Genomic DNA, 25,506 nt, shown 5'->3' with positions numbered 1-25,506 from the left:
AGGCAGCTTATTCAGACATTCACTCTGAACGAAGGGCTTTCACCGGGTTCATTAAGGCGGCTTTGATGGACTGAAAACCGACGGTCATAAACGCAATCAAAAAGGTGCCAACGATTGCAGAGATAAAGATCCCGATGCCCAGATCGACGCGGAAAATGAAGTTTTTCAGCCAGGCAGTCATCGCGTAATAGGCCACCGGAGCGGCCACAACGAAGGCGATCAGAATGAGACGCGAAAACTCTTTGGCAAAAATCCAGAGAATCTGGCCCATGCTGCTGCCCAACACTTTCCGAATCCCGATCTCCTTGGTCTTTTGAGCAGCCATAAACGACACCAAACCGTAGAGACCCAGACAGCCGATGAAGATGGCGATGGCAGCAAAAGCCTGAATCAGCTTGAGCATCAGGCCTTCGGTTGCGTAAAAATTGGCAATGTGTTCATCCAGAAACTGATAGTCGTAAACCTGATCCGGGTGCCGGTCGCTCCACGTTTTTTCCAGAGCAGCCAGCGTAGGTTGCACGGTGGCGCTATTGATTTTCAGGGCGTAACTCGCGTACAAATCCGGAGCTGTCGTGATGCAAATGGCGTTGATGTCTTCGTGGAAAGACCGGTCATGAAAATCAGCGATCACCCCCACAATCGTCCCTTTGGTGTTGCCGTCGTTTAAACTCAGGGCTTTCCCAATCACTTCGTCGGATGCTTTCAGACCCAGCTTGCGGGCAAACATTTCATTGACAATAAATTCCTTCGCCGTGTCGGACGGAAACAGGTTGCGACCCGCCACGATTTTCAGGCCAAACATCGGGATATACTGCTCATCGGCGGCTTTAACGCTCACACTAAAGGCTTCATCCTCAGCCCGGTTGTCGTATTTGGGCGAGGTGTTCCAGACGTTGTAGTTCGAAGCCGGAGCCGACTGACAAACCGATACGGTTTGAACGCCCGGAATTTGGGAAAACTGGCTTTTCAGGGTTTTCATCGTCAGCACGTTCGATTCCGTCGCCACCGGCAGCATCACCACGGCGTCTTTGTTGAACCCCAAATCGGATTGCGTCGAAAACCGCATCTGGTTGGTGATCACAATCATGCCAATGATCAGCACTTGCGAAATCGCAAATTGCCCCACGATCAGCGTACGCCGAGTATTGAAACCGCCGATGTTTTGTTGTGAAAGCTTTCCTTTGAGCGCCATAACCGGCTGAAAACCGGCCAGAATCAGTCCGGGGTATGATCCGGCAAAGAACGTAACGGCCAGTGTCAGGAGGGGTAGAAACAGCATAAACGTCCAGTCGGAAATGGCGTTGACGGCGATTTGTACCGTGAACCAGTCGTTGATGAAAGGCAGGAGTAACGCGGACGCAAGGCAGGCCAATCCAACGGCTACAGTCGTGATCAAACCGGTTTCGGCAATAAACTGCCAGAAAAGTTGCCCGCGAAAACTCCCCAGCACTTTCCGGACGCCCACTTCTTTGGAGCGCTTTAGCGCCTGCGCCGTGGCCAAATTGATGAAATTTACGCAGGCTGTAATGATCAGAAACAGGCCAATACAGCCTAAAACCCACAAATTGGTTTTGGTGATGACCCCACCATACCGGGCATTAAAGTGAATATCGGCTAGCGGTTGCAGCTTGTAATGGTGGACGTTTTTATTGGTTGGACGGTATTTCTTCACGTAAGCGGGCAGAACCTTCTCCACCTCATCGGGCGAAACACCGGGCCGGAGTCGGACAAAACATTGCATGGCACTGTTGATACCGCCCCAGGCATCGTCGCTGGCCAGCCAGTCGTTATACTGTTTCAGCGTGTTGTACGATACGTAGATTTCAGTTTTTCGGTCGGTGGTGATGGGTAAATCTTTCAAAACGCCCGTGACCCTGAAATCAACCTTGTTATCCAGCCGAAACAGTTTGTTCATCGGATCGACCTCGCCAAAGAGCTTTCGGGCCATTTTCTCCGTCACAATGGCGGTATTGGGGTCACGCAAGACCGTACTCCGATCCCCTTTCAGCAGCGGATAATTGAAAATGTCGAAGAAGTCGGGTTCCGTGAAGGCCACGCCCTCGCTCTCCTTAAACTTACGAATTTCCGAACCTTCTTTAACCGTCAGCACCACATCCTCGGCGGTGGCAATGCGGGCTACTTTCTCACCAAAAGTATAGTCGTTGCGGAAAACTTTGCCGAGGGGGCTGGGAACGTTGGCGCGGTAGCTGATCGTTTCGCGGTGTTGCTCGGTTACGAAGCGGTAAATCCGGTCGGAATTGGCGTGGAACGTATCGAAACTCAGGTGGTATTTCACCAGCATGAAAATCAGAATGCCGCAGGTCATGCCGAGGGCCAGCCCGGAGACATTGATCGCGGTGTAGGTTTTGTTGCGAACCAAGTTTCGAAAAGCAATTTTGAAATAGTTACGGATCATCGTGGTATTTGTTGGTTTGGAGTATGCTTCGGGTTTTCGCTTCAAAAAGAACGGGTTCAGGTAATTCAAAACCGCCCAGACGAACGCCCGTCGGGCGTTTGCCAAACCGGCATCCTCCGTCTGCTTGTAAAACACTTCATGCAGATCGCCCTGCACATCCTCCAGCAGATGAGGTGCCACGAAGCGTTCCAGCAGCCAGTCGGCCCAACGGGGCGGAGTCAGGTGTTTCATAAGTTGTTAGTTATGAGTTAAGAATGAAGAGTTAAGAGTTAAGGGTGAGAGCGTCAGCCAACTCTTAACTCTTAACTCTTCATTCTTAATTTTTAAAGCCAATCAATTGAAATTTCCCCGGTGGAATGGCTTGCCAGAGCCGACTGCGGACTTCCTGAATGTCGTTTAAGGCCCGAACTCCGGCATTGGTCAGCGCGAAAAACCGCTTGCGTCGTCCACCCCGTTCGGCGGTAGCACCCCCCATCAGCGAGGAAAGGAACCCTTTCTCTTCAAGGCGGTATAAGGTGGCATGGACGGCACTCATCGTGATCGTTCGCCCGGTTTGTTGCTGGACATCCTCCCAGATTGTAACGCCGTAGGCTTCGGCCGGACAGGCTGCCACCACCAGCAGGACAATTTCTTCAAACTCGCCCAGAAAGGATCTTCGCATGGTCTTACTCCGTTCGTACGATTAGTTGTAATTTTGCAAAACAAATAGAATGCCAGAAAGAAAATGTGCCTTTGGAAGTGATTTGGATGGTGTTGAGGAAGAGGCTCTGTACGATTTCGGACAGAATTTGTCCAGGTGCGGACAGGCAATGGATGTGGTTTGACGTTACAACCGTTGGAGAAACGCGGCCATTTTTTCGCGCAGGGCCGTATCCGGCTGGCGTCCGTGTCCGGCCAGCATGTTGTCGGCAGCGTGCCGGGGGTTGCTGGTGCCGGGAATGACGCAGGTAACGGCGGGGTTTGAAACAATAAATTTCAGAAAAAACTGCGCCCAACTGCTGATCTCGTTTTCGGTCGCCCAAGCTGGTAGTTCCTTCCCTTTTACGAGCGAAAATAACCGCCCTTCGGCAAACGGCTGGTTGATGATTGTTGCTACGCCCTTGTCCCGGGCGACGGGCAACAGCTTTTTTTCGGCATTGCGGGACAGAATCGAGTAGTTGAACTGCACAAAGTCGATGGGGACTTTGGTGATGATTTCCGCCAGTTCATCGTGCATCGAATCGGTGTAATGCGTTATACCGATGTAGCGGATTTTGCCGGACGCTTTCCAGGCTTTGAGCGTCTCCAGGTGCGTTTTCCAGTCGACCAGGTTGTGAATCTGCATCAGATCCATCGACGACCGTTTCATTTTCTGCATCGACTCGTCCATCTGCCGAATGCCCGCTTCCCGACCCCGCGTCCAGACTTTGGTAGCGTAAAAAAACTGGTTTTGAATCCCGGATTCCGCCGTGAGTTTGCCCACCACTTCTTCCGAACGTCCGTACATCGGCGACGAATCGATTAGCTTGCCACCGGCTTGGTGAACGGCTTTCAAAGCCTGCAGCAACGGTTCCTGTTCCGTCGTTCCGGAAACATCGAACGTCTGCCAGGTGCCAATGCCCACGACGGGCAGTTTTTCGTTGCTGGAAGGAATCAGTCGGCTGAGCATGGAAGGAGGAGCAGGGGCTAAAAACCCGGATAAACCGCCCGTTGCCAGCGTTGCGGCCGTAGTCCCGAGTAGTCGGAGGGCATCTCGTCGGGTGTTTCGTTGATTTTGATCCATCAGTTTTATTCACTATTGACAAACATACCCGCCATCCGCACTCACCAGACTGCCCGTCATGAAGGAATTGTCGTCTGATAATAAAAAAGCGACCACCGCAGCAATCTCTTCCGGTTTACCAATTCGGCCCAGCGGCTGGATGGTGTTCAGTGATTCGTAAACGCCCGCTTCGCCGACGGAATTGACGGTGGAAAAGTGGGTAACCGCTTTATGGAGCAAGGGCGTATCGATGGTGCCGGGACAAATGCAGTTAACCCGGATGTTGAACGGGGCATAATCGATGGCCGTGCTTTTGGTGAGTTGCCCGATTGCACCCTTGGTCAGGCCATACACCGAACTGCTGGCTTTGCCGGTAAAGGTCTGATCGGAACCCATCAGAACGATGCTTCCCTTCCGCTGCGCTTTCATGTAAGGAAGGACTTCCCGGACGGTATGAAACGTGCCTTTGATGTTGATCTCGATCAGGTTATCCAGCTCTTCGTCGGACGTTTGTTCCATCGTGGCGAAAAGGTGGATGCCGGCGTTGGCGAAGAGCAGATCTATGCGGTTTTCTTTGGCCACAACAGCCGCCAAACCGTCTTTGATTTCCTGTTTGTTTCGGACATCACAGGGGATAAATTCACCCAGCGTGTCGTCGTCTGCCGGTTTTTGGATGTCGAGGTTATAAACAATTCCACCTTCACGCGTAAGGTGTTCACGGGTCGCTTTGCCAATGCCAGTGGTGGCGCCGGTAATGACCACTACTTTGTCTTTAAATTTCATGGTACGATGTTAGGAGATTCGTAAAACCGATCGATACCGACTGCCCCGTAAACAAACGCCGGGACAGTCGGTTCGCAAACGTAGTGCTATCAATCGAAGAATGCTATTGGAATTATCCCAACAATGATCGCATTTGTACCAATCAAGAACAAAACCGTGAAATGACTTCAGCTCAGCGAGTGGCACTAACCCGCCAGATCCGGTTGCCGGCATCGTCGGCCACGAGCAGTGAACCGTCGGGCAAAACCGATAAGCCAACCGGGCGGCCAAACACATCCTTGTCGTTGGCAATAAAACCGGTCAGAAAATCCTCCGGTTTCCCACTCGGCCTTCCGTTCTCAAATGGTACGAAAATGACTTTATAACCGGAAAAAGCCGATCGGTTCCAGGAACCGTGTTGACCCACAAACGCACCGTTGCGGTATTTCTCCGGAAATGCGTCTTTATCATAAAACGCCAGCCCCAGCGACGCCGTGTGCGAGCCTACAGCCACGTCAGGAACAATGGTTTTTTTGACCAGATCGGGCCGTTCGTCTTTCCGGCGCGGGTCTTCGTTCTGTCCAAAATAGGAATAAGGCCAGCCGTAGAAAGCGCCTTCTTTAACGCTGGTAATGTAGTCGGGCACGAGTTCATCACCCAGTTCATCGCGTTCGTTCACGGCCGTCCACAGCGTGTTTGTACCGGGTGCCCAGTCCATGCCGACGGGGTTCCGCAGTCCGCTGGCGTAAATCCGCTCACCCGATCCATCGGGATTGATTTCCAGAATGGCCGCCCGTTTCAGTTCATGCTCCATGCCGTTTTCGCCCACATTGCTGCCTGACCCCACCGAAACATAAATTTTGGAACCGTCGGCATTGGCAAGCAGGTTGCGTGTCCAGTGGTTGTTGTAGCCCCCGGCGGGCAGCGGCAGAATCGGCGTTCCTTTGGCGGTTATTTTGGTCTGGCCCGGCTGATATGGAAATTTGAGAACGCCGTCGGTATTGGCGACATACAGCGTGTTGCCGATCAGCACAACCCCAAACGGTTGATTCAGGCCCTCCAGAAAGGTTTCGCGAATTTCCGGTTTGCCGTCTTTGTTGGCGTCGCGAAGGAGCGTAATGCGGTTGGCACTTTCACCAACGGCACCGGCTTTGGCCTGTCCGCTGACGGCGGCCACCACCTTCTTCACCACGCCTTTCTTTTCGGTTTGGGATTCGACTACCAGAACGTCGCCGTTGGGCAACACGTAAGTCCGGCGCGGGTTTTTCAGGTCGCGGGCGTATTCGGTGACCACAAAACCGTCAGGAGCCTTGGGCATCTGGCCGTCTTTCCAGCCGATCACGTTGCTGAAATGCTTGGATGATTCGGAAGGTTCCGGCAGATCAGGTGCCTGGGCAGTTTCGGTTTCTTCCGTTGCCGTAGCAGTGGTTTCGTCGCTCTCCGTTTTTTTGCTTTGGCCACACGACAGCAGCAGGCCGGTCAGGAGTAAGGTGTGTGCAAAAAGAATAATTCGGTTGTTCATCGTTGAGAAGAATTAGCAAGTAATCCTGTATCAACCGACTGATCAACGGCTTTGTTTGGGTTATTTATCGTGCTTCATTCTGGCATAAACTACCTCACCGGGCTTGGAGTTCGGTCGCCGGTTGAAGGGCGGTTTTTGGGTTGGTCTGCAAAAAACGGTTGATGCTGGCCTGCCATTTCGCGTTTTCGACGGTGCAAAACGACTGGTGGGCCGACTTTTCAAAAACCACCAGCTGCTTTCGAGAAGTGCCTAAATTCTCAAAAATAGCATCGGTTTCGTGCCGCAGAACCCGGGGGTCTTTCGCGCCCCAATTCAGCAAAACCGGCATCGTAAGCTGTTTGGCCGACTCCGACGGCCGGTAGCCAAACACCCACATGCTACGCTGCAGACCACCCCATAACGCCAGCAATTCCGACACCGGATGGGCTGGAATGTGCATCGAGCGAAGGCGACCCTGAATGGCGTCGTAGAGTGAGGCAAACGGACATTCCAGAATGACCCGCGCCGGTTTTAATCCGTGTTCGGGGATGGCTTTCAGGATTGTGGCGGCTCCCATCGACACGCCCCAGAGAATGATGTTTTTCTCCTTTCCCTTCGCCACGAAATCATAAGCCGCTTTCAGATCGTTGGTTTCACGAAAACCGATGGTGCAGATGTTACCATCAGAATTGCCGTGCGCCCGGAAGTCGAACGACAGGGTGTTGTAGCCCAGTGCGTGAAAATAGTCCGCTTCACAGAGGATTTTCGATTTGTTCGACGCGTGGCCGTGGCACAAAATCACGGTGCCTTTGGCCTGTTCCGCCGGGATATACCAGCCTTCCAGTCTCTGACCATATTCGTTGGTGAGCCGGATGGTTTCGTAGGGGATTTTCGGGGTATCGCTGACGACCGATTTCTTCAGTTTCAGGCCAAAAAAAGCCGCCTGGATAAGTTCGCTGGTCGAATAGTCCTCGGCTTTCCGCGCCGGTGTTTTGTCGGGATTGTTGTAAAAATAGGTAAAACGGGAGGCATGGAAAGCTGAAACGATATTCAGCAGGATAAACAGGACGAGCAAAACCAGCCCGATTCGGCGTAAAATGAGCATGAGTTACCAGATTAAAGAAGCAGGAGGAAGGCGTAAAACCGTTCATCGTTTGGACGGGCAAACATACCGATTTTTACAAACAGTTTACCACGGACAGCCTACCGGTTTTACAAACCTGTTCGGACCGAAAAGGCGTAGTGCAATAACCAGACAGATGGGTCTGATGGTCGAAGTTTTTTTATTCTTTCCGGTGTGACAAGTGGTTCATCGCACCGTCATATAGTAACCAAATCTGTCAACACGCAAACACTAAATTAAACAGAAAGCCATGAAAGCCTTACCTATTTTAACCGCCCTGCTCTTTATAGCAATTATGATCAACCTGTATTCGGGCATTGCGGATGGATTCAGCACCAACCGCCAGGCCCTGATCGCGGGCGGTTTAACGGTTCCGGCAGTGGCGGTTCTGTTCGTGTTGCTGTTGAAAGCGAAGCAGGCGGAGTAGGGGATTGGTATCTTTCTGCGTTATGGTCACTGAGTAGATCAGCACCTAAAAATCCTTATCGGCATACTTATTCCCTAACGCTATGCCGCTTCTGCTTCAACGTCGTGCTATGTTAAAAGGGTTGCTGGCGACCAGTCTGGCTGGTTCGGCGGCTGAAACCAGGGCGGTTTCGCAGGCACCGGCCGATGCCGCTCCCTTTAGTATTCATATTTTCTCGAAACTCCTTCATTTTCTAAATTATACCGAACTGGCAACGGTTGCGTCCGACCTCGGATTCGACGGCGTCGATCTGACGGTTCGGCCCGATGGCCACGTCGAACCGGCCCGGGTTCAAACCGATTTGCCGAAAGCGGTCGACATCCTGAAAAAGCGGAACCTGGGCGTATCGACCATTACCACCGCCATCACCAAAGCCGATGAAACGGCCCGAACAGTGCTGGAAACCGCCAGCAAGCAGGGCATCCGGTATTACCGCACGGGCTGGCTGGCCTATCCCGCCGATCAGCCGATTCAGGCGGTGCTCACCAGTTACCAAAAGCAACTCGGTGAATTGGCGAAACTGAACCAGCAACTGAATCTGGCAGGGGCGTATCAAAATCACGCCGGAACCAACTTCGGCTCGGCCACCTGGGACTTGGCCACGGTTCTCAAAGAAATCAATAGCCCCAACTTGGGGAGTCAGTACGACATTCGTCACGCAACGGTGGAGGGTGGGACGTCCTGGTCGACGGGCTTGCGAATGATTGCCCCACACATCCGGTTTATCGCCATCAAGGACGTGATCTGGGAGAAAAAGGCGGGGAAATGGAAGGCGGAAAGTGTGCCGCTGGGGCAGGGCATGGTCGATTTCCCGGCTTATTTTTCACTGCTGAAACAACTAAACGTCCGCGTTCCGATTTCGCTGCACCTGGAGTATCCGCTGGGCGGTGCCGATCAGGGCAAACGCAACATTACAATTCCCCGCGAGAAAATCTACCAGGCCATGGAGACGGATTTACAGACACTGCGGGGAATGCTGAAATCGGCAGGGCTGGGGTGAAAAAGGGAATGATGAATAATAAATGATGACGGGGCCGCCCACGCGGTGTTGAATATAAAAGTGCCGGAGTTGCAATCACTTTTACATTTAACACCGCGTGGGCGGCCCCGTCATCATTTAATATTTAACATTGATTTTTTTAACTCTTTAACTCAGCGCATTCCGGCAAAAATCCATACATTTTTTCACTTCGGCGACGGCATTGGAGCCTTCCGGAATTTTATACTCCAGTTCGACCGTAGCCGGGAATGTATATTTCTGCTCGCGCATCAGTTTCAAAACCGGCAACAAGGGCGTATCACCCTGGCCCCAGGGCAAATTTCCTTTGCCGTTCGCTGGTAATTGGCGGTCTTTGATGTGCATACTGGAAATCCGCGTGTGTTTCTCCCGGATTAAGCCCAGCGGGTCGGGCTGACCGGCGGCCAGGTAATGACCCAGATCGAAGTTCATGGCATTGCCCGGCGATTGAGCGAGCGCGGTATCCCAGAACGTGGGGGTTTGCTGTTCATGACCGTGGTAACCAACCCGCAAACCGTGTTTCTCCGCCATTTTTCCCAATCTCAGGGTATGGGCATCGTTGGCCGGGTGTTCGAGGGTGACTTGGTTGGCACCCAGTGCTTTAGCCGCCCGCATTCCGTAGTCGATGTCTGCGTCGGTGTTCTGCATGCCAAACGCGTCGGGCTTGAATCCGTAGATGGTGACACCGGCTGCGTTGTACATCTTGCGAACCTGCTCAAACTTACTCATCGGTGCCGAGAGCCGCCATTGGGCCACTTCCGCCCGGTAGGCTTTCATTTTGGCATCTGCATCCGCCAGCGTTTTCTGTTCGTCTTCGGTGAGGGTCTGGTTTTCGCGCCGTTTCCGCATCAACGGAAAAATCGACCGCATATCGACCGTATTTTTGGGAGCACCTGCAAACGACTCGGCCGGCCCACCCATCAACTCGATGGCACTGATACCGCTATCCAGAACGTATTGCAGGGTGGCTTCGGCACTTTGGTCGGGCATATCCCGGTACGAATACGTAATGACCCCAACCTGTACGCCATTGATCAGCGAGTTGGGTTTGTTCAAATTGCGGATAAAGGCCGGTGCGCCAAACAGTTTGGGGGGGGCAACCAGGGCACTGGAGACCAGAGCGGCTGTGGCACCCAGAAACTGACGGCGAGTGGATTGGTTTTTCATCGTATTAATTCGGTAGATTGGGATGAATAGACTGACGAAAGAGAGTATAGTATGAAATAGTCAAAGTAATACTTTTTCAGGTGAATGTACAAGCCTATTAGACGAATGGACCTGAAATGTCGACCAATAAACCGTGTGAGCCGACCGGCAAGCGTTTCAGAATGGGAGGACGACGGCATTAGAATACCCTTAGAATTTGGATTTCAAGAACCGTCCGGGCAGTTTGTGGTGTTAGTTTGGTACGTATCCTGATTTCAAAACCGCATGAAAACCATTCTGATCGTTGAAGATGACCGCCGGATTGCCCAGAACATCAGCCGGGGTTTGATGGAAGAGGGGTACCAGACCGAGGTGGCTTACGAAGGCTACAACGGGCGTGATCTGGCGTTGCGGCAACCGTTCGATCTGATCATTCTGGACATCAACCTGCCGGGTCTGAATGGCTATGAAATCTGCCGGAATGTCCGGGCCGAAAAACCGCATCTGCCGATCATCATGCTCACGGCTCTGGGCGAAATTGAAGACAAGGTGGAAGGACTGGAACGCGGAGCCGATGACTACCTGGTGAAACCCTTCGATTTCAGGGAGTTGAACGCCCGGATTGCAACCTGTTTCCGGCGGGCGGATCTGATCGATAAAAGCGTCGCTGATGAGGTGCTGCGCATCGCGAATCTGGAAATCAATCTATCCACCAAGCAGGTTAAACGCGGCAGCACACCCATCGACTTGACCGCCCGGGAGTTTGCCCTGCTCGAATACCTGGTCCGCAACCGGGGCCGGGTCGTATCCAAAATGGACCTGGCGGAAAAAGTCTGGAGTCTCAATTTTGATCCCGGAACGAATGTCGTAGAGGTGTATATCAATTACTTACGAAAAAAAATGGATCGGGATTTTGAACCCAAACTGATTCATACCCGCGCCGGTATGGGCTACGTTTTAAAAGTGGAGTAAGCAGATGAAGATCAGAAACCGGATCGCGCTTCAGTTTTCGCTCATCGTTGCCACCATTCTGCTGGCCTTTTCGGTCATCATATACGTAACCACCGCCACCTACAGCCGTGATGATTTCTATGACCGGCTAAAAAGTAAGGCGCTTACCACCGCCCGATTTTTGATTCAGGTCAACGAAGTGGATCACAATCTGCTCAAAATCATCGACCGGAATACGCTCACGGCCCTGTATGACGAAAAAGTGCTGGTGTTCGATGAACAAAACCGCCTGATCTATTCCAGTGTCGACGACCACATTATTCATTACCAACGGGGGCTGCTCGATGAGGTCAGGCAGTTGAAAGAGGTGGAAACCTGGAGTGACGACAACCAGTTGGCCGGGATTTTATACGAAGAAGGCGGGCGAAAACTGGTGGTGCTGGCGTCGGCCAATGACCGCGTCGGGCAGAATAAACAGAAAAATCTCCGCATCACCTTGATCTGGGGTTTGTTGGGGGGTATTAGTCTGACCATCGGTCTGGGCATTTTCTTCGCCGGGCAATCGCTGCGACCCATCGACGAGATCAACACCCAGGTTTCGACCATTACCGCCCGGAACCTCCGGCAACGGCTCGATGAGGGTGACCGCCAAGACGAAATCGATCAGTTGGCGGTCAATTTCAACGCCGTGCTGGGGCGACTTGAGCAGGCATTCGAACAACAGCGCAGCTTCGTTTCCCACGCATCTCACGAACTCCGGACACCCCTGGCGGCCCTTAAATCCGAAATCCAACTGGGCCTGCTTCGGAGGCTAACGGCCGATGAATATGAAACCATTCTGACCAATCTTCTCTCGGATGCCGACCGCCTTATTGGCCTGACCAACAGCCTGTTGTTTCTGGCCCGAACGCTCGAAAACATCAGCCAGATGCCGCTGGCTCCGGTGCAGATGGAGGAAGTCGTGCTGCTGGCCCGGGATGAACTGCTGAGTGCCAGGCCCCATTACCGTGTTGAATTCGATTACGATAACCTGCCTGAATCGGAAACCGAAACGACCGTGTCGGGGAATGAAGAATTGCTGAAACGGGTTTTGCTGAACCTGATGGACAACGCCTGCAAATATTCCGCGGATCATACCGCCCATGTCCGGCTCGGTACCGATGCCCGTTCGTGCTGGGTCCGGGTACGCGACGAGGGAATCGGGTTATCGCCTGAAGAAACCGAGTTGATCTTTGAACCGTTTTATCGGTCGGCCAATGCCGCTGGTTATGAGGGGTTTGGGATTGGTCTCTCCATTTGTCAGCGTATCCTGGAGTTGCATCAGGGTACCATTGCCGTAGAAAGCCGCCTGAATGAAGGCAGTCAGTTTACCATCCAGATCACTCATCTTTGAGTTTCTAATTTTTTTTTAACGGCTCTTTAACTTTTTTCTAATTCGCTTCTAAGAGGCTTCTAACTTCTCTCAGCAAACCTTGCATCGCCATTGTGAGAACCGAATGGAATGCGAATTTTAGCTGCTTTTAGTGTGTGCTGCCTGTTTTCCCTAACCGGCCTGGCACAGGATACCTTGCGACTGAGCCGCCGACAGGCCGATAGTCTGTTTCTGAAAAATAACCTGTTGCTGCTGGCAGGCCGGTTTCGGATTGAGGCCGGGCAGGCAGAAATTATTCAGGCCAGTCTATACGACAACCCGACGGCTTTTCTTGAAATAAGCGCCTACAATACGGAGCGGAGCCGGGTGCTGGACGTGGGTCGGCAGGGGCAGAAAATCATTTCGGTGCAGCAACTGCTATACACCGCCGGGAAACGGAACAAACGCATTTTATTGGTGCAGGAATCGGCCCGGCTAAACAACTACGCGTTTGCCGATTTGCTGCGCTCGCTCCGGTTTGAACTCCGAAGCCGCTTTTTCGATTTCTATTTTCAGCAGGAAACCCTCGCCCGTTACGACCGTCAGATCACCACCTTACAGGGAACCGTGGCGGCTTTTGAACAGCAATTCGACAAAAATAATGTGTCGTTGCGCGAGCTGCTCCGGCTGAAGGCCCTGCTGTTTCAACTCAACAACGACCGGCTGGAAATCCGGCTTCGTCAGACCGAAAACCAGCAGTTTTTACGGACGTTACTTTCAGTCGATCAGCCCATTCTTCCGCTGGTCAACGAAGCCCAGCTACGACAATACCGCTTCCCCAGCCAGCCGGTCGACTCGCTGCGAAACCAGGCGCTGCGGAACCGGCCGGATGTGCTGGCCAACCAGTCGCTGACCCGGCAGTCAGAACTGAATTACACCTTGCAAAAGGCACTGGCGGTGCCGGATTTGCGGGTTGGCGGAACGTATGATCAGGCGGGAAGCTACGTTCCGCATTACCTCGGCGTTTCGGTGGCGATGGATTTACCGTTTCTGAACCGCAATCAGGGCGCCATCAAAGCCGCCCGCAGCCAGATCGATTACCAGAAACAGATTCAAAACCAGAAAGCCGTGCAGGTGAACAACGAAGTGCTGGCGGCTTTGCAAAAAGTCCAGGAAGTCGAGCGGACGGTGCAATCGGTCGAGTCGCGGTTTTCGGAACAATTCGAGCTGTTGAACCAGGGTCTGTTTGCCAATTTTCAGAAACGCAACATCTCCCTGCTGGAGTTTATCGACCTCATAGAGACCTACAACGAAAGCACTAAAGAACTGAATCGGCTCAAAGCCGACCGCATCAGTGCGTATGAAGAACTGAATTATGTCGTGGGGGAGGAGCTTTTTAACTAAAAACAGGATGAAAAAACTCGTTAGCGGTCTATTGCTGGGAATGCTGTGGTTGGCGACGGCCTGCCATCAGAAGGTGGAAGAGAGCGAAGCAAAGGCCTTTATGATGTCGGATACGATGATGAATCGCATCCACCTGGATACGGTTCTGAACCAGCCGGTCCGGAGTGAGCTGACGTTGGTGGGCAAAGTGGCCGCCGACGAAAACAAGGTGATCAAGGTGTTTCCGCTCGTGGGGGGCGTGGTGGAAGAAGTGGATGTTGAACTGGGGGACTTCGTAAAAAAAGGGCAGCAACTGGCCGTGATCCGGTCGGGCGAGGTAGCTGACTTTGAGCGGCAAATGATTCAGGCCCAATCCGATCTGTTGCTGGCGCAGAAAAATCTGAGCGTGGCGGAAGATCTTTTCGAGAGCAAACTGAATTCGCAGCGTGAAGTAGTTTCGGCGAAGAAAGATGTAGAAACCGCCCAGGCCGAACTCAGCCGGGTGAAGGAAATCTTCCGGATTTACGGCTTGGGCAAAACGCCAACCTACGTGGTTCGGGCACCGATCGACGGTTTTGTGATCGAGAAAAACGTCAACCGGGACATGCAACTGCGCTCCGACAACGCCGACAACCTGTTCACGGTGGGCCAGATCAGCGACGTCTGGGTGCTGGCCAACGTCAACGAAAGCGACATTGGCCGGGTGAAAGCCGGGATGTCGGCCAACGTGCAAACGCTGAGTTATCCCGATCTGCAATTTCATGGAAAAGTTGATAAGATTTTCAGCGTGCTCGACCCCGGAACCAAGGCCATGACGATCCGCATCCGGCTTAAAAACGAAACCATGAAACTCAAACCGGAGATGCACGCGACGGTGGCCCTGCGGTTCGACGACGGCGCAAACATGGCAACGGTGCCTTCCACCGCGGTTATTTTCGACAATTCGAAATACTACGTCATGGTGTTCCGTAGCCGCTCCGACATCGAAACCCGGGAGGTTAACGTCCACAAATTTCTGGGCGACATTGCCTACATCAGCTCCGGTCTCAAAACAGGAGAAAAGGTCATCTCGAAGAATCAGCTACTGGTTTACGACGCGCTTAACGATTGAGTGAATGAGTGACGGGGCCGACCGCTCGGTGAGCGAATAAAATCTCAATACTCTGCCTGCCGATAGCGTATTTCCCCTATTCATTTAGTCACTCAATCACTCATTCGCTCAATCACTCATTGAGAATATGAACAGGTTCATTCGGAATATCGTCGGCTTTTCGCTCAAAAACCGGTTTTTTGTCTTTTTCATGACTGCCGGACTCATCATCGCCGGTGTGGTGAGCTATCTGAATACCCCGCTCGAAGCGTTTCCCGACGTCACCAACACCCAGATTATCGTCGTGACAGAATGGAATGGGCGGAGTGCCGAAGAGGTGGAGCGGTTTGTTACCGTGCCGATCGAGGTGGCGATGAACTCGGTGCAGAAAAAAACCAACGTCCGGTCCATCACGATGTTCGGATTGTCGGTCATCAAAATCATTTTTGAAGATGAGGTCGAAGACTTTTTTGCCCGGCAACAGGTCAACAATCAGCTTCGCACCGTGACGCTACCCGAAACCGTCGAGCCGGATGTGCAGCCGCCGTATGGCCCGACGGGTGAAATTTTCCGGTTTACGCTGGAAAGCAAAACCCGCGATAGCCGTGAACTGCTGACGTTGCACAATTGGGTGATCGATCGTCAATTGCGCAGTGTACCCGGTGTGGCCGATGTCGTGGCATTTGGCGGGCAGGAGAAAATCTACGAAATCCGGGTCAATCCCACGCAACTGACCAAATACGACCTGACGCCCCTGGAGGTGTACCAGGCCATCACGCGCAGTAACATCAACGTTGGGGGCGATGTCATCGAACGCAACGGGCAAGCCTATGTGGTTCGGGGCGTCGGCCTGTTGACGTCGATTCCTGATATTGAAAACATCATCATTGAAGAACTGAACGGCAACCCGGTTCTGGTGAAAAACGTGGCCGAAGTGGCCGAATCGAGCTTGCCCCGCGTCGGGCAGGTCGGACTGAACGACAACGACGACGTGGTGGAAGGCATCGTGGTGATGCGGAAAGGCGAAAATCCCAGCGAGATTCTGACGCGGGTGAAGGATAAAATCGAGGAGCTGAACACCCGGATTTTGCCGTCGGACACCAAGATGGTGACCTTCTACGACCGCGACAACCTCATTGCGTTCTGTACCCGCACGGTGATGCACAATCTGGTCGAAGGCATCATTCTGGTGACGGTCATCGTCTTCGTGTTCATGGCCGACTGGCGCACCACCGTCATCGTGTCCATCATCATCCCGCTGGCCCTGCTGTTTGCGTTTATGTGTCTCCGTTTGCGGGGCATGTCGGCCAATTTGCTGTCGATGGGCGCGGTCGATTTCGGAATCATCATCGACGGGGCCGTGGTGATGGTCGAAGGGATCTTTGTAACGCTCGACCATCTGGCGCACAAAAAAGGCATGACGACCTTCAACCGGATGAGCAAACTCGGGCTGATCAAAAAAACCGGGGGCGAGTTGGGCAAAGCGGTTTTCTTTTCCAAACTAATCATCATTACGGCGCTGTTGCCCATTTTTTCGTTCCAGAAAGTGGAGGGCAAAATGTTCTCTCCGCTGGCCTGGACGCTCGGTTTTGCCCTGCTGGGGGCCTTGTTGTTTACGCTGACGCTGGTGCCGGTTTTGTGTTCCATGCTGCTGCGGAAAAACGTTCGGGAAAAGAATAATTTCATCGTCCGGTTTTTTACGAATACCGTTACCGCCGGTTTTGAATGGTGTTATGCCCGCAAACGACTGAGTTTTCTGCTGGCTACGGTTTGCCTGGGGCTGACGTTTTTCTCTGCGACTTTGCTTGGAACGGAATTTTTGCCGCAGCTCAACGAGGGCGCGTTGTGGGTGGAAGCCAAATTGCCGATGAGTTCGTCGCTGAGCGAAACGACCAAAATGGTGCGCGTTCTGCGAAAAAAACTGATGGAATTCCCGGAAGTCAACGGGGTATTGTCGCAAACCGGCCGCTCCAACGACGGCACCGATCCGTCCGGTTTTTATTACGTGCAGATGCAGGTGAATCTGAAACCGAAAGACGACTGGCCGGACCGCCGGACCGGGCGCAAGCTTTCCACAGATGACCTGATCGAAGAGATGGATACGAAACTTAAACAGTTTCAGGGAATTAACTACAACTATTCCCAGCCGATCATCGACAACGTGGCCGAAGCTGTGGCTGGGATGAATGCGTCGAATGCCGTCAAGATTTTTGGCGAAGATCTGACGACGCTCAACGGTCTGGCCGATGAGGTGATCGAAGCCATTCAGGACGTGCCGGGTATCAAGGATGTCGGTATTCTGCGGAACATCGGCCAGCCCGAAATCAGCGTTCTGTTCCACGACCACAAAATGGCTCTCTATGGGGTTTCGACGGCTGATGCGCAGGCAGTGATCGAGATGGCGATTGGCGGAAAAACCGCTTCAATTCTGTACGAGGGAGAACGCCGGTTCGACATTCGGTTGCGCTACGCCGAGCAGTATCGGAAAACCGAAGACGACATCATGCGGCTGATGGTGCCGACGATGCACGGCAGCAAAATACCGCTCAGCGAAATTGCAACCCTGCACAAAACCACCGGCCCGGCGTTTATTTACCGCGATCTGAACAAGCGGTTTATTGGCGTCAAATTCTCCGTCCGGGAGCGCGATCTGGGAAGCACCATTGCCGAAGCGCAACAAAAAGTCAATCAAAAACTGAAGAAACTGCCGAAGGGCTATTCCATCAACTGGACGGGTGAATTTGAAAATCAGGTGCGGGCCACCCAGCGGCTTGGGGAGGTAGTTCCGTTGAGTCTGGCGGCCATTTTTATCATTCTCTTCATTACGTTTGGCAATCCCAAAGATGCCGGGCTGGTGTTGCTGAATGTGCCCTTTGCGTTGATGGGCGGCATTCTGGCCCTACACGCAACGGGCATCAACTTCGGCATTTCGGCGGGAGTGGGCTTCATTGCGCTGTTTGGCATCTGCGTGCAGAATGGCGTGATTCTTGTGTCGGTTTTCAACCAGAACCGGGCCGACCGGCTTCCGCTCGACGAAGCCATCCGGCAGGGCATCCGCAGCCGGATTCGCCCGGTGGTCATGACGGCCTTGATGGCGGCCATTGGGTTGCTGCCGGCGGCTGTGTCAACCGGGATTGGCTCCGAAACCCAGAAACCGCTCGCGGTGGTCGTCATTGGCGGTTTGATGACGGCTACGGTGCTGACGCTGCTGATTTTCCCGATTCTGTACCGGTTTTTCTATCGCCGGGCTGAAACCGCCCCCAAAACCTGGCGACGGAAACCGGAGCTTTTGGAAGGTCCGAATTAACATTTTTCTAAGACTCCTCTAAGCGTTTTCTAATGTGGCCGCGTCAATTTTGTGTTGAGATCAAAGAGGTGAGACAAGAGAGTAAAGACCTGAAATTATGCGCTGTTTAATCAGTCTTTATTCTCTGATCTCACCTCTTTGATCTCCTTGCAATAGAAGGTTTTTGGCGAGTAACATTGCTAATTTCAGGTGATTCCGATAGCCGGTTCTTTTCTGAAGACCGGCTATTTCTTTTGTAAGAAAATTCTAATTTTTTTTTAATCGGGCTCTAAGCGGGTTTTAAGATACGTATCTCATCTTTGTAGAAATACTTAACCCTTACTTGATATGTCCTGGTTTGAATATAGTCAGTGTGTACTGAACAAAGTTGATTTCGACCGGCGGCTTTTCCGAAAAGAATTACGGAAACTTTTGCGATGGCTCTCCCCGCCGGAGCGTATACAATTATTGCAGTGGTGTCGCCAGCAGGTTCTGCGAAAAAGGCGAGTGCTTACGTAGACGAAAGAGGTGAGACAAGAGAGGAAAGAAACGAAATCTACGATACTCTAAATGTCTTTCTTCTCTAGTCTCACCTCTCTTGTCAAATTTTGTGTGTTTTCTTTAGCGTTTTAGGTAGAAAGGGAGTAGCCGATCCAGTGATTGGATCGGCTATCTTGTTGGGAATGAGTTCGGGAAACGTTCAATTCTAAAATACTAGGTTCATTATGCTGTTAAAACACCGTCTTGTTTTTATTGTCGATGATGACGACGACGACCGGTTTATGCTGTGGCAGGCCTTCCAGAAACACCATCCCGCTTGTCTCCTCTACACATTTTCCAACGGGCAGGAATTGCTGGATCACCTGAGAGACTATGCCGACCGGCCGGATCTGATCATTCTGGATCTGAATATGCCCGTACTGGACGGTTTTGCAACCCTGCAACGCTTGAAACTGAGCAGTCAGTTACGGACCATTCCCACCGTAATCCTGGGGTCTTCCTTCGAAACCAATGACAACCTGCGGATCCATGAGGCCGCAAATGGAACCGTGCTCGTTAAGCCCAGCAGTTACCGCGAACTGGTTCGGCTAACGAATCAGTTGTGTCCGGTCTGATTATCGCCGGATAGTCAGGCACTAAAATGGCAATTTGCCCAGATCAACGTTTCCACCGGTTAGAATGATGCCTACTTTTTGCCCGGCAAACTGGTCTTTGTGTTTCAGCAATGCCGCCAGCGGAACCGCGCAGGAGGGTTCAATGATGATCTTCATCCGTTCCCAAACCAGCCGCATGGCCGCAATAATCTCCGCATCCGAAACCGTCAGAATATCCGAAACGTGTTGCCGAATATAGCCCAGTGTGCGTTCGCTGAGGCTGGTCATCAAGCCGTCGGCAATGGTTTTGATATAAGGCGCTTTTTCAACCCGACCACTTTGGAATGACAACACGGCATCGGCGGCTCCTTCCGGTTCTCCGGCAATCACCTTCGTTTGCGGACTGAGGTAGTGCGTAGCCAGGGCCGTTCCGCTCAATAGTCCACCACCTCCGACCGGCGCCATGATGACATCGAAAAACGATTCATAATCGGCATCTTCAATCAATTCTTTGGTAGCGGTAGCCTGTCCGGCAATCACCCGGTCGTCGTCGAACGGATGGATCAAAACTGCCCCGGTGCGTTCCATCACTTCCAGTACACCGGCTTCACGGGCTTCCAGGGTCGGCTCACATTCGATAATTTCCGCACCGTAGTCCCGCACGGCCTCTTTCTTGACTTGCGGAGCCGTTCGGGGCATCACAATGTAAGCCTTTGTGCCAACCTGCCGCGCGGCAAAGGCCACGGCTTGTGCGTGGTTGCCTGACGAATGCGTGGTGACGGGGCCGAGTGTGCGACCGTAATATCGTTCCTGTTCCGACAGTTGCAAAATGGCATTCACCCCCCCGCGCGCCTTGAACGCGCCGATTTTCTGAAAATTTTCCGGTTTGAAATAAATGGAAGCGCCACTGATTTCATTGATGGTCCGGTTGGTGAGAGTCGGCGTGCGATGAATGTGTGACCGGATGCGGTCGTGAGCCGCTTGGATGGTTTCGAGGGTAATCATGGGGGGACGTTACGGATTATAATTAGACAAGAGAGAATAGACAAGAGAATAAAGACCAGCGGGTAAAGATATTGTGATTTCGTTGCCCAATCGCGTTTTCTTTCCTCTCTTGTCTTTGTTCTCTTGTCTTTTCTCTCCTATCTAGAACTCAATTGACCGATTCATCGGCGGGTGGGGCAGCATACCCGGCACTGCGGAGAATCAAATTTTTCACCATTTCAGAATGGGAATTGGTAATTAAATGACCGGATTCGGGCAGGAAAATGTATTCTGCCGGTTTTCCGACCAGCATTTTTTTGGCATAATCCAGATTCGACGGATCGACCAGCCAGTCTTTTCCGCCCTGCATCAACGTTACCGGTATATTCAGTTTGGACCAGAGGGGTTCGAGTTGACGTAGCTCGGCCACATGCGTATATTTTTCGGCGGTAGCCAGATTGATGTGCCGGTCCATAAACAACTTGACGGGAGCCATTTTCCCCCATTTCGAAAACCAGAAAAACTTTTCTTTTTCGGGGTCGAGGGGCGACGAAATCAGGAAGAGATGTTTTACCCGGCTCGGATACATGATGGCCAGACGGGCAGCCACCGGCGCACCGTAAGAACGACCGAGCACAACCGCCGGTTTTCCGGAATGATTCAAATTAAGGGCGTGAGCGATCCACTGCGCCTGTTTGGCAATGGACGTAACGGCTTTTCGCCCTTTCCGCGATTTTCCGTAACCCGGACGGTCGACAGAGAGAATGTGAAACCGCTTGTACAAGGCGCTGTCATCGATCATCCGCAAATAACCATACCACGAACCCGGCGCGCCGTGAATCAGCAGGAGAGGGGGCAGGGTGTCTGAACCAACGCTGGCGACGAACAGTTTCAGGCTGTCGTTTTCGATGGTAACAAAAGTCGGTTTGACGGGCCGGTTGGCAAAATGCTTCTGAATTTCGCGGTCGCTCATCCGCCATTTCCGGAAGAAGCAACCGGAAAGGCTGGTAATCAGCAAAACAAGAAACAGGGCGTTGAGTAATTTCACACAAAGACGCTAGGGTGAAAAAAAAGATTTTCAAGGGCTGATGCCTGTAGAAATTCAACGCATCAAATACCGAAAACCGTATACCAAAACCAGTATATCAACCTTAAAACAAACTCAATTGACCATTGGCAACCTGCTCGTGTTCCAGAAGCCATTTTTTTCGCCCCAGACCGCCCGCATACCCCGTCAGGTCGCCATTGGAGCCGATGATGCGGTGGCAGGGAATGATGATCCAGATCGGGTTTTTTCCGTTGGCTGCGGCCACGGCCCGAATGGCTTTTTCGTCGCCCAGACGCCGGGTTAATTCCATATATGACATGGTTTTTCCATACGGCACCTCCGCCAGCATTTGCCAGACCGACCGTTGAAAGGGCGTGCCTTGCGGCCGAAGCGGGAGATCGAATGACCGTCGGCGGTTCAGAAAATATTCCTCCAGTTGACGCGCACATTTGTAGAGGACGGCCGGAACAAAGGCCGAATCTGCGATGGGGTCGTTACTGCACCGAACACTGGCAATACCGTCTTCGTTGCCGCTGATGACAGCCAGTCCAACCGGCGTGTGGATCGTTGTCGTATACATGGTGCTCATGGGGTGTTCGTGGTACCAATCTACAGAAAATACGACAAAAAAAGACAGACCCCACGCGGAATCTGTCCATTATGTATCGAAAATCGCTTGAAAAAAGCTGTTGCCTATTTGGTAACAAACCGCTTGATAGTTCCACTGCTGTGGTCAAGGATATATAGTTCCTGTTTGGCGTCTTCCCCGAAAGCCGAAACCGGGCCACCCTCGCTGGTGAGCAGTTGATTGCCGGTTTTTTGATCGCCCTGAAAACTCAGCGCCCATACCTTGCCGGTGGCAAAGTCCGCGTAAATGTATTTTCCTTTCAGGTCAGGAAGGCTGCTGCCCCGGTAAACGGCTCCCCCTGTCACCGAAACGCCTTCGCTGCGGACGTACTGGTGAATGGGTTCGATCAATTGCCCCTGGTTGCAATCATTAGCCGGATTGTAACAGTCCTGGCCTTCTTTCAAACGCCAGCCGTAATTACCCCCTTTCTTGATGATGTCGATTTCTTCCAGTTTGTTTTGCCCGACGTCGCCCGCCCAAAGCTGACCGGTTTCGGCATCAAAACTAAAGCGCCAGGGGTTGCGCAGGCCGTAAGCGTAGATTTCGGGAAGCGCGTTGGCATTGCCCACAAACGGGTTATCCGCCGGAATACCGTAATTGCCTTTGTCGGTCTTGTTGACGTCGATCCGCAGGATTTTACCCAGCATCGTTTTCAGGTTCTGCCCGTTGTTCTGCGGGTCGCCACCGCTGCCGCCATCGCCTGCGGCAATGTACAGAAAACCGTCTGGCCCAAAAGCCACTTTACCGCCGTTGTGGTTGGCATACGGTTGTTCATACTTCAGCAGAATGGTTTCGGTTGCCGGATCGACCCGGTTTGAACCAGCCGTAGCTTTGAATCGGGAAATGACGGTTTCACGGGGATTATTTTTGGTGTAATTGACGAAAAAATAACCGTTTTGCTCGAAATCCGGGTGAAAAGCAAGCCCCAAAAGGCCCATTTCACCACCTGAAGCTACTTTGCTAACGATGTCTAAATACGTATCGGCGGTTTTTGACGCTGTGTTGTTTTCGAACACCCGAATCCGGCCTTCCTGTTCGATCACAAAAACCCGATTCGTGCCGTCGCCTGCGTGCGTAAATTCCACAGGCTGTTTAAAGGTCAGACCAGGAAAGGCATTTTCCAGTTGCAAGGCTTCGGGGGCGATTGTTCCCGGCGTATCGGTGGTCTCCGCATCGGCCTCGCGTGGCTGACAGGCCAGCGACACCAGGAAGGCGAAAACCACCGTGACCGTGAGTGAGCTTGCCAGCGTTACCACCGTTTTTTTAAGGTATGACATGGAAGTATCGATGAAGTTCTTTAGTTTAGTCATAGCAAGATTGTATCCAAAGCGGTGAGACGAACTTTTTGGCAGTGTTTTTGTTTCTTTTTCAACGGATTAGCTGACTATTTGTTGCTAATGTTCGTTTTACACTCAAGTAACGCCTGTTGTTGTCTTTCCTCAAAATGGGGCGGTTGATACACAGTTAGTTATAAGGCATATTGCCCTTCGAAAGAAGGCTTTTTTTTGCTTAAAAGGTTTAGTACTCTATCGAATTGATTCTATCCGTAGACTTTATTGAACGACCACTCCATGACTCCTGCCGAACAGCAACATTTCTTTGAACGGATGGCGACCCAAAACGCCAGTTTTCGATACCGCCTGCCTTCCAAACCCGATGTGGGCCGGTTTATCGACAATCTGATTCGTTTCCTTTTTCCCATTACCCAGGACTGTCGGCCTTTTGTGGTCAGTACTGCCGACACCTACCGGGAGTTGAATCGCCAGCTTACCTGTCTGTTAAAGCCGCTGGATGAACATTTGTCGGCCGACAAAGACCGGACCTGCGAACAATTTTTTGACCAGTTACCAAGTACCTATGATGAGTTGTTGCTCGATGCGCAGGCAATCTCGGCGTTCGATCCGGCGGCTGCGGGGGTAGAAGAAGTGATCGCAGTGTATCCCGGTTTTTACGCCATTGCGGTGTATCGGATTGCCCACGTTTTGACTGAACTGCAAGTGCCGCTTCTGCCCCGGATGATGACCGAATACGCCCACGGCCATACCGGCATCGACATTCACCCCAATGCCATAATTGGCTCTTCCTTTTTTGTCGACCACGGTACCGGTGTTGTCATTGGTGAAACGGCCATTATCGGCAGCAATGTGAAAATTTACCAGGGTGTTACGCTGGGAGCTACCAACGTGGCCAAGTCGATGGCGTCGCGGAAACGGCATCCGACCATTGAAGACAATGTGATCATTTATGCCAACGCGACGATCCTGGGCGGCCGGACGGTGGTGGGCCATGATTCTACCATTGGCGGTAATGTCTGGCTAACCCAAAGCGTTGAGCCGTATTCGCTGGTGTATCACACCAGCCAGATCGAAGTCCGGTCGCTGGCGTCGGAGTCGTAACAAAAAACCATAAATTTTACACAAAAAACGGAAGCCGCGGGTGATTTTCGGGGTCGCGTTGGTATGAATGGCTATAGGAAATTTGCCATGAACTGCATTTGTGATGACAGCCTGATTGAATCGCTTCGTGCCGGAGAAACGTCGGCATACGAATGGATTTATAAAAAATACTACCCCGCCATTGCCCGGTTCGTTCAGCGCAACCACGGGAATGAAGGAGATGCCGAAGATCTTTTCCAGGAATCCGTTCTGGTGCTCTTCCAAAAAATAACCGCCCCCGATTTTCGGCTTACGTCCACGCTGAAAACGTTTTTATTTGCCATTGCGAAAAATAGCTGGCTGAAAAAACTGCGGGATGATAAGCTGGTCACCATCAGCGACGATCAGTTACTGTCTCTTCAGGATTCCTACGATTTTGCTTCGCCCGAGCCTTCACCCGAAGAGGTTCAGCACGAACGACTCAATGCCTGGATGGCGCGCATTACCGGTCATTGTCAGCGGGTTATCCAGTCGATTTACTTCTCCCACGAACCGATGGATCACCTCATGGTCACGATGGGCTGGAAAAACCGCCATACCGCCGTCAACCAGAAATACAAATGCATTCAGCAGTTGAGACGGGCGTCGGAAAACGGATAAATTTTTCAGCACGCGGGTGATTTTGGGGATTTGCCGGAATCAATAGGTAAATCAACAATCAAAATCATGACTACTGAACACACCAAGACGGTGTATGCAACCGATCAGAACTGGGACGAATTGCTGGCTAAACCGGGGGTGCTGCTGGTGGATTTTAGCGCCGAATGGTGTCCGCCGTGCCGAAGACTGGAACCCCTCATTCATGAATTAGCCGCCGACTTTGCTGGTTCGGCCACGGTGGCGACGGTGGATGTGGAAATGCATCCGGTGGTGACTGCCCGCTACAAAGTCAGAAACATGCCGACCATCCTGGTTTTTAAAGATGGCGAATTGGTGAACCGCCAGATCGGTTTCACATCGAAGCCGGTGCTGACCACAATGCTTTTGGAGCAGATGCAGGAAACGGTTTTGTGAAGTAACTTTAATGTGGAATAACTGGAATGTAAAATTTCAAATGATGAATGTCAAATGTAAAAGGACCTG

Annotated in this window: 22 protein-coding genes; 11 read left to right on the top strand and 11 right to left on the bottom strand. The window is 52.2% G+C overall.

Annotated elements, in window-relative coordinates; genetic code table 11:
* Positions 1–19: 19 nt before the first annotated feature.
* The 6 genes from ACS5NO_RS23620 to ACS5NO_RS23595 form a co-directional block, all read right to left on the bottom strand.
* Positions 20–2,647, bottom strand: coding sequence for an ABC transporter permease (locus tag ACS5NO_RS23620; protein WP_439417416.1), 2,628 nt, complete (start codon positions 2,645–2,647; stop codon positions 20–22).
* A gap of 85 nt (positions 2,648–2,732) precedes the next feature.
* Positions 2,733–3,077 (bottom strand): PadR family transcriptional regulator, encoded by a 345-nt coding sequence (locus ACS5NO_RS23615; protein ID WP_439417415.1) that lies wholly within the window; start codon positions 3,075–3,077, stop codon positions 2,733–2,735.
* Between the two features lie 165 nt (positions 3,078–3,242).
* Positions 3,243–4,178, bottom strand: a complete 936-nt coding sequence (locus ACS5NO_RS23610) for an aldo/keto reductase (protein ID WP_439417414.1) — start codon at positions 4,176–4,178, stop codon at positions 3,243–3,245.
* 12 nt (positions 4,179–4,190) lie between these two features.
* On the bottom strand, positions 4,191–4,940 hold the full coding sequence (locus ACS5NO_RS23605; protein ID WP_439417413.1) for an SDR family NAD(P)-dependent oxidoreductase: 750 nt from the start codon (positions 4,938–4,940) through the stop codon (positions 4,191–4,193).
* Between the two features lie 172 nt (positions 4,941–5,112).
* Positions 5,113–6,441: a PQQ-dependent sugar dehydrogenase gene (locus ACS5NO_RS23600; RefSeq protein WP_439417412.1), complete on the bottom strand. Its 1,329-nt coding sequence runs from the start codon at positions 6,439–6,441 to the stop codon at positions 5,113–5,115.
* A gap of 94 nt (positions 6,442–6,535) precedes the next feature.
* Positions 6,536–7,525 carry an alpha/beta hydrolase gene (locus ACS5NO_RS23595; protein ID WP_439417411.1) on the bottom strand — a complete coding sequence of 330 codons (990 nt, stop codon included), beginning with the start codon at positions 7,523–7,525 and terminating at the stop codon, positions 6,536–6,538.
* 268 nt (positions 7,526–7,793) lie between these two features.
* On the opposite strand from ACS5NO_RS23595, the gene ACS5NO_RS23590 reads away from it, so the two are divergent.
* Together ACS5NO_RS23590 and ACS5NO_RS23585 are read left to right on the top strand one after the other, a co-directional pair.
* A complete protein-coding gene (locus ACS5NO_RS23590) occupies positions 7,794–7,970 on the top strand; it encodes a hypothetical protein (RefSeq protein WP_439417410.1) in 177 nt (58 codons plus the stop codon).
* 82 nt (positions 7,971–8,052) lie between these two features.
* On the top strand, positions 8,053–9,009 hold the full coding sequence (locus ACS5NO_RS23585) for a sugar phosphate isomerase/epimerase family protein (protein ID WP_439417409.1): 957 nt from the start codon (positions 8,053–8,055) through the stop codon (positions 9,007–9,009).
* Positions 9,010–9,156: 147 nt separating this feature from the next.
* Here ACS5NO_RS23585 and ACS5NO_RS23580 read toward each other — a convergent pair whose 3' ends face one another.
* Complete coding sequence (locus tag ACS5NO_RS23580; RefSeq protein ID WP_439417408.1) at positions 9,157–10,194, bottom strand: sugar phosphate isomerase/epimerase family protein; 1,038 nt, start codon at positions 10,192–10,194, stop codon at positions 9,157–9,159.
* A gap of 264 nt (positions 10,195–10,458) precedes the next feature.
* Here ACS5NO_RS23580 and ACS5NO_RS23575 point away from each other — a divergent pair, with 264 nt between their 5' ends.
* From ACS5NO_RS23575 to ACS5NO_RS23550, 6 genes are all read left to right on the top strand, one after another.
* Complete coding sequence (locus ACS5NO_RS23575) at positions 10,459–11,145, top strand: response regulator transcription factor (RefSeq protein ID WP_114407017.1); 687 nt, start codon at positions 10,459–10,461, stop codon at positions 11,143–11,145.
* Between the two features lie 4 nt (positions 11,146–11,149).
* On the top strand, positions 11,150–12,517 hold the full coding sequence (locus ACS5NO_RS23570; RefSeq protein WP_439417407.1) for a sensor histidine kinase: 1,368 nt from the start codon (positions 11,150–11,152) through the stop codon (positions 12,515–12,517).
* Between the two features lie 108 nt (positions 12,518–12,625).
* Positions 12,626–13,879: a TolC family protein gene (locus ACS5NO_RS23565; RefSeq protein WP_439417406.1), complete on the top strand. Its 1,254-nt coding sequence runs from the start codon at positions 12,626–12,628 to the stop codon at positions 13,877–13,879.
* A 40-nt stretch (positions 13,880–13,919) separates the two neighbouring features.
* Entirely contained in the window at positions 13,920–14,969 is a 1,050-nt protein-coding gene (locus ACS5NO_RS23560) for an efflux RND transporter periplasmic adaptor subunit (protein WP_439417720.1), read from the top strand.
* A gap of 127 nt (positions 14,970–15,096) precedes the next feature.
* Positions 15,097–18,255, top strand: a complete 3,159-nt coding sequence (locus ACS5NO_RS23555) for an efflux RND transporter permease subunit (RefSeq protein WP_439417405.1) — start codon at positions 15,097–15,099, stop codon at positions 18,253–18,255.
* A gap of 704 nt (positions 18,256–18,959) precedes the next feature.
* Complete coding sequence (locus ACS5NO_RS23550; protein WP_439417404.1) at positions 18,960–19,349, top strand: response regulator; 390 nt, start codon at positions 18,960–18,962, stop codon at positions 19,347–19,349.
* Positions 19,350–19,370: 21 nt separating this feature from the next.
* On the opposite strand, the gene ACS5NO_RS23545 is transcribed toward ACS5NO_RS23550, so the two are convergent.
* The 4 genes from ACS5NO_RS23545 to ACS5NO_RS23530 form a co-directional block, all read right to left on the bottom strand.
* A complete protein-coding gene (locus ACS5NO_RS23545; protein WP_439417403.1) occupies positions 19,371–20,333 on the bottom strand; it encodes a threonine ammonia-lyase in 963 nt (320 codons plus the stop codon).
* A gap of 148 nt (positions 20,334–20,481) precedes the next feature.
* The gene (locus ACS5NO_RS23540) at positions 20,482–21,360 is read right to left on the bottom strand and encodes an alpha/beta fold hydrolase (protein WP_439417402.1); all 879 of its coding nucleotides are present in this window, start codon (positions 21,358–21,360) and stop codon (positions 20,482–20,484) included.
* A gap of 103 nt (positions 21,361–21,463) precedes the next feature.
* Entirely contained in the window at positions 21,464–21,949 is a 486-nt protein-coding gene (locus tag ACS5NO_RS23535; protein ID WP_439417401.1) for a methylated-DNA--[protein]-cysteine S-methyltransferase, read from the bottom strand.
* 104 nt (positions 21,950–22,053) lie between these two features.
* Positions 22,054–23,265 (bottom strand): PQQ-dependent sugar dehydrogenase, encoded by a 1,212-nt coding sequence (locus tag ACS5NO_RS23530; protein WP_439417400.1) that lies wholly within the window; start codon positions 23,263–23,265, stop codon positions 22,054–22,056.
* 294 nt (positions 23,266–23,559) lie between these two features.
* Between ACS5NO_RS23530 and ACS5NO_RS23525 the strand changes: the two genes are divergently transcribed.
* The 3 genes from ACS5NO_RS23525 (at position 23,560) to ACS5NO_RS23515 (ending at position 25,437) form a co-directional block, all read left to right on the top strand.
* Entirely contained in the window at positions 23,560–24,384 is an 825-nt protein-coding gene (locus tag ACS5NO_RS23525; protein ID WP_439417399.1) for a serine O-acetyltransferase, read from the top strand.
* A gap of 87 nt (positions 24,385–24,471) precedes the next feature.
* The gene (locus ACS5NO_RS23520) at positions 24,472–25,023 is read left to right on the top strand and encodes an RNA polymerase sigma factor (RefSeq protein WP_439417398.1); all 552 of its coding nucleotides are present in this window, start codon (positions 24,472–24,474) and stop codon (positions 25,021–25,023) included.
* Positions 25,024–25,089: 66 nt separating this feature from the next.
* Positions 25,090–25,437, top strand: coding sequence for a thioredoxin family protein (locus tag ACS5NO_RS23515; protein ID WP_439417397.1), 348 nt, complete (start codon positions 25,090–25,092; stop codon positions 25,435–25,437).
* Positions 25,438–25,506 lie beyond the last annotated feature (69 nt).

Source organism: Larkinella fluvii (assembly GCF_051857545.1).
Classification (GTDB): domain Bacteria; phylum Bacteroidota; class Bacteroidia; order Cytophagales; family Spirosomataceae; genus Larkinella.
This window is presented reverse-complemented; position numbering and strand designations above follow the sequence as displayed.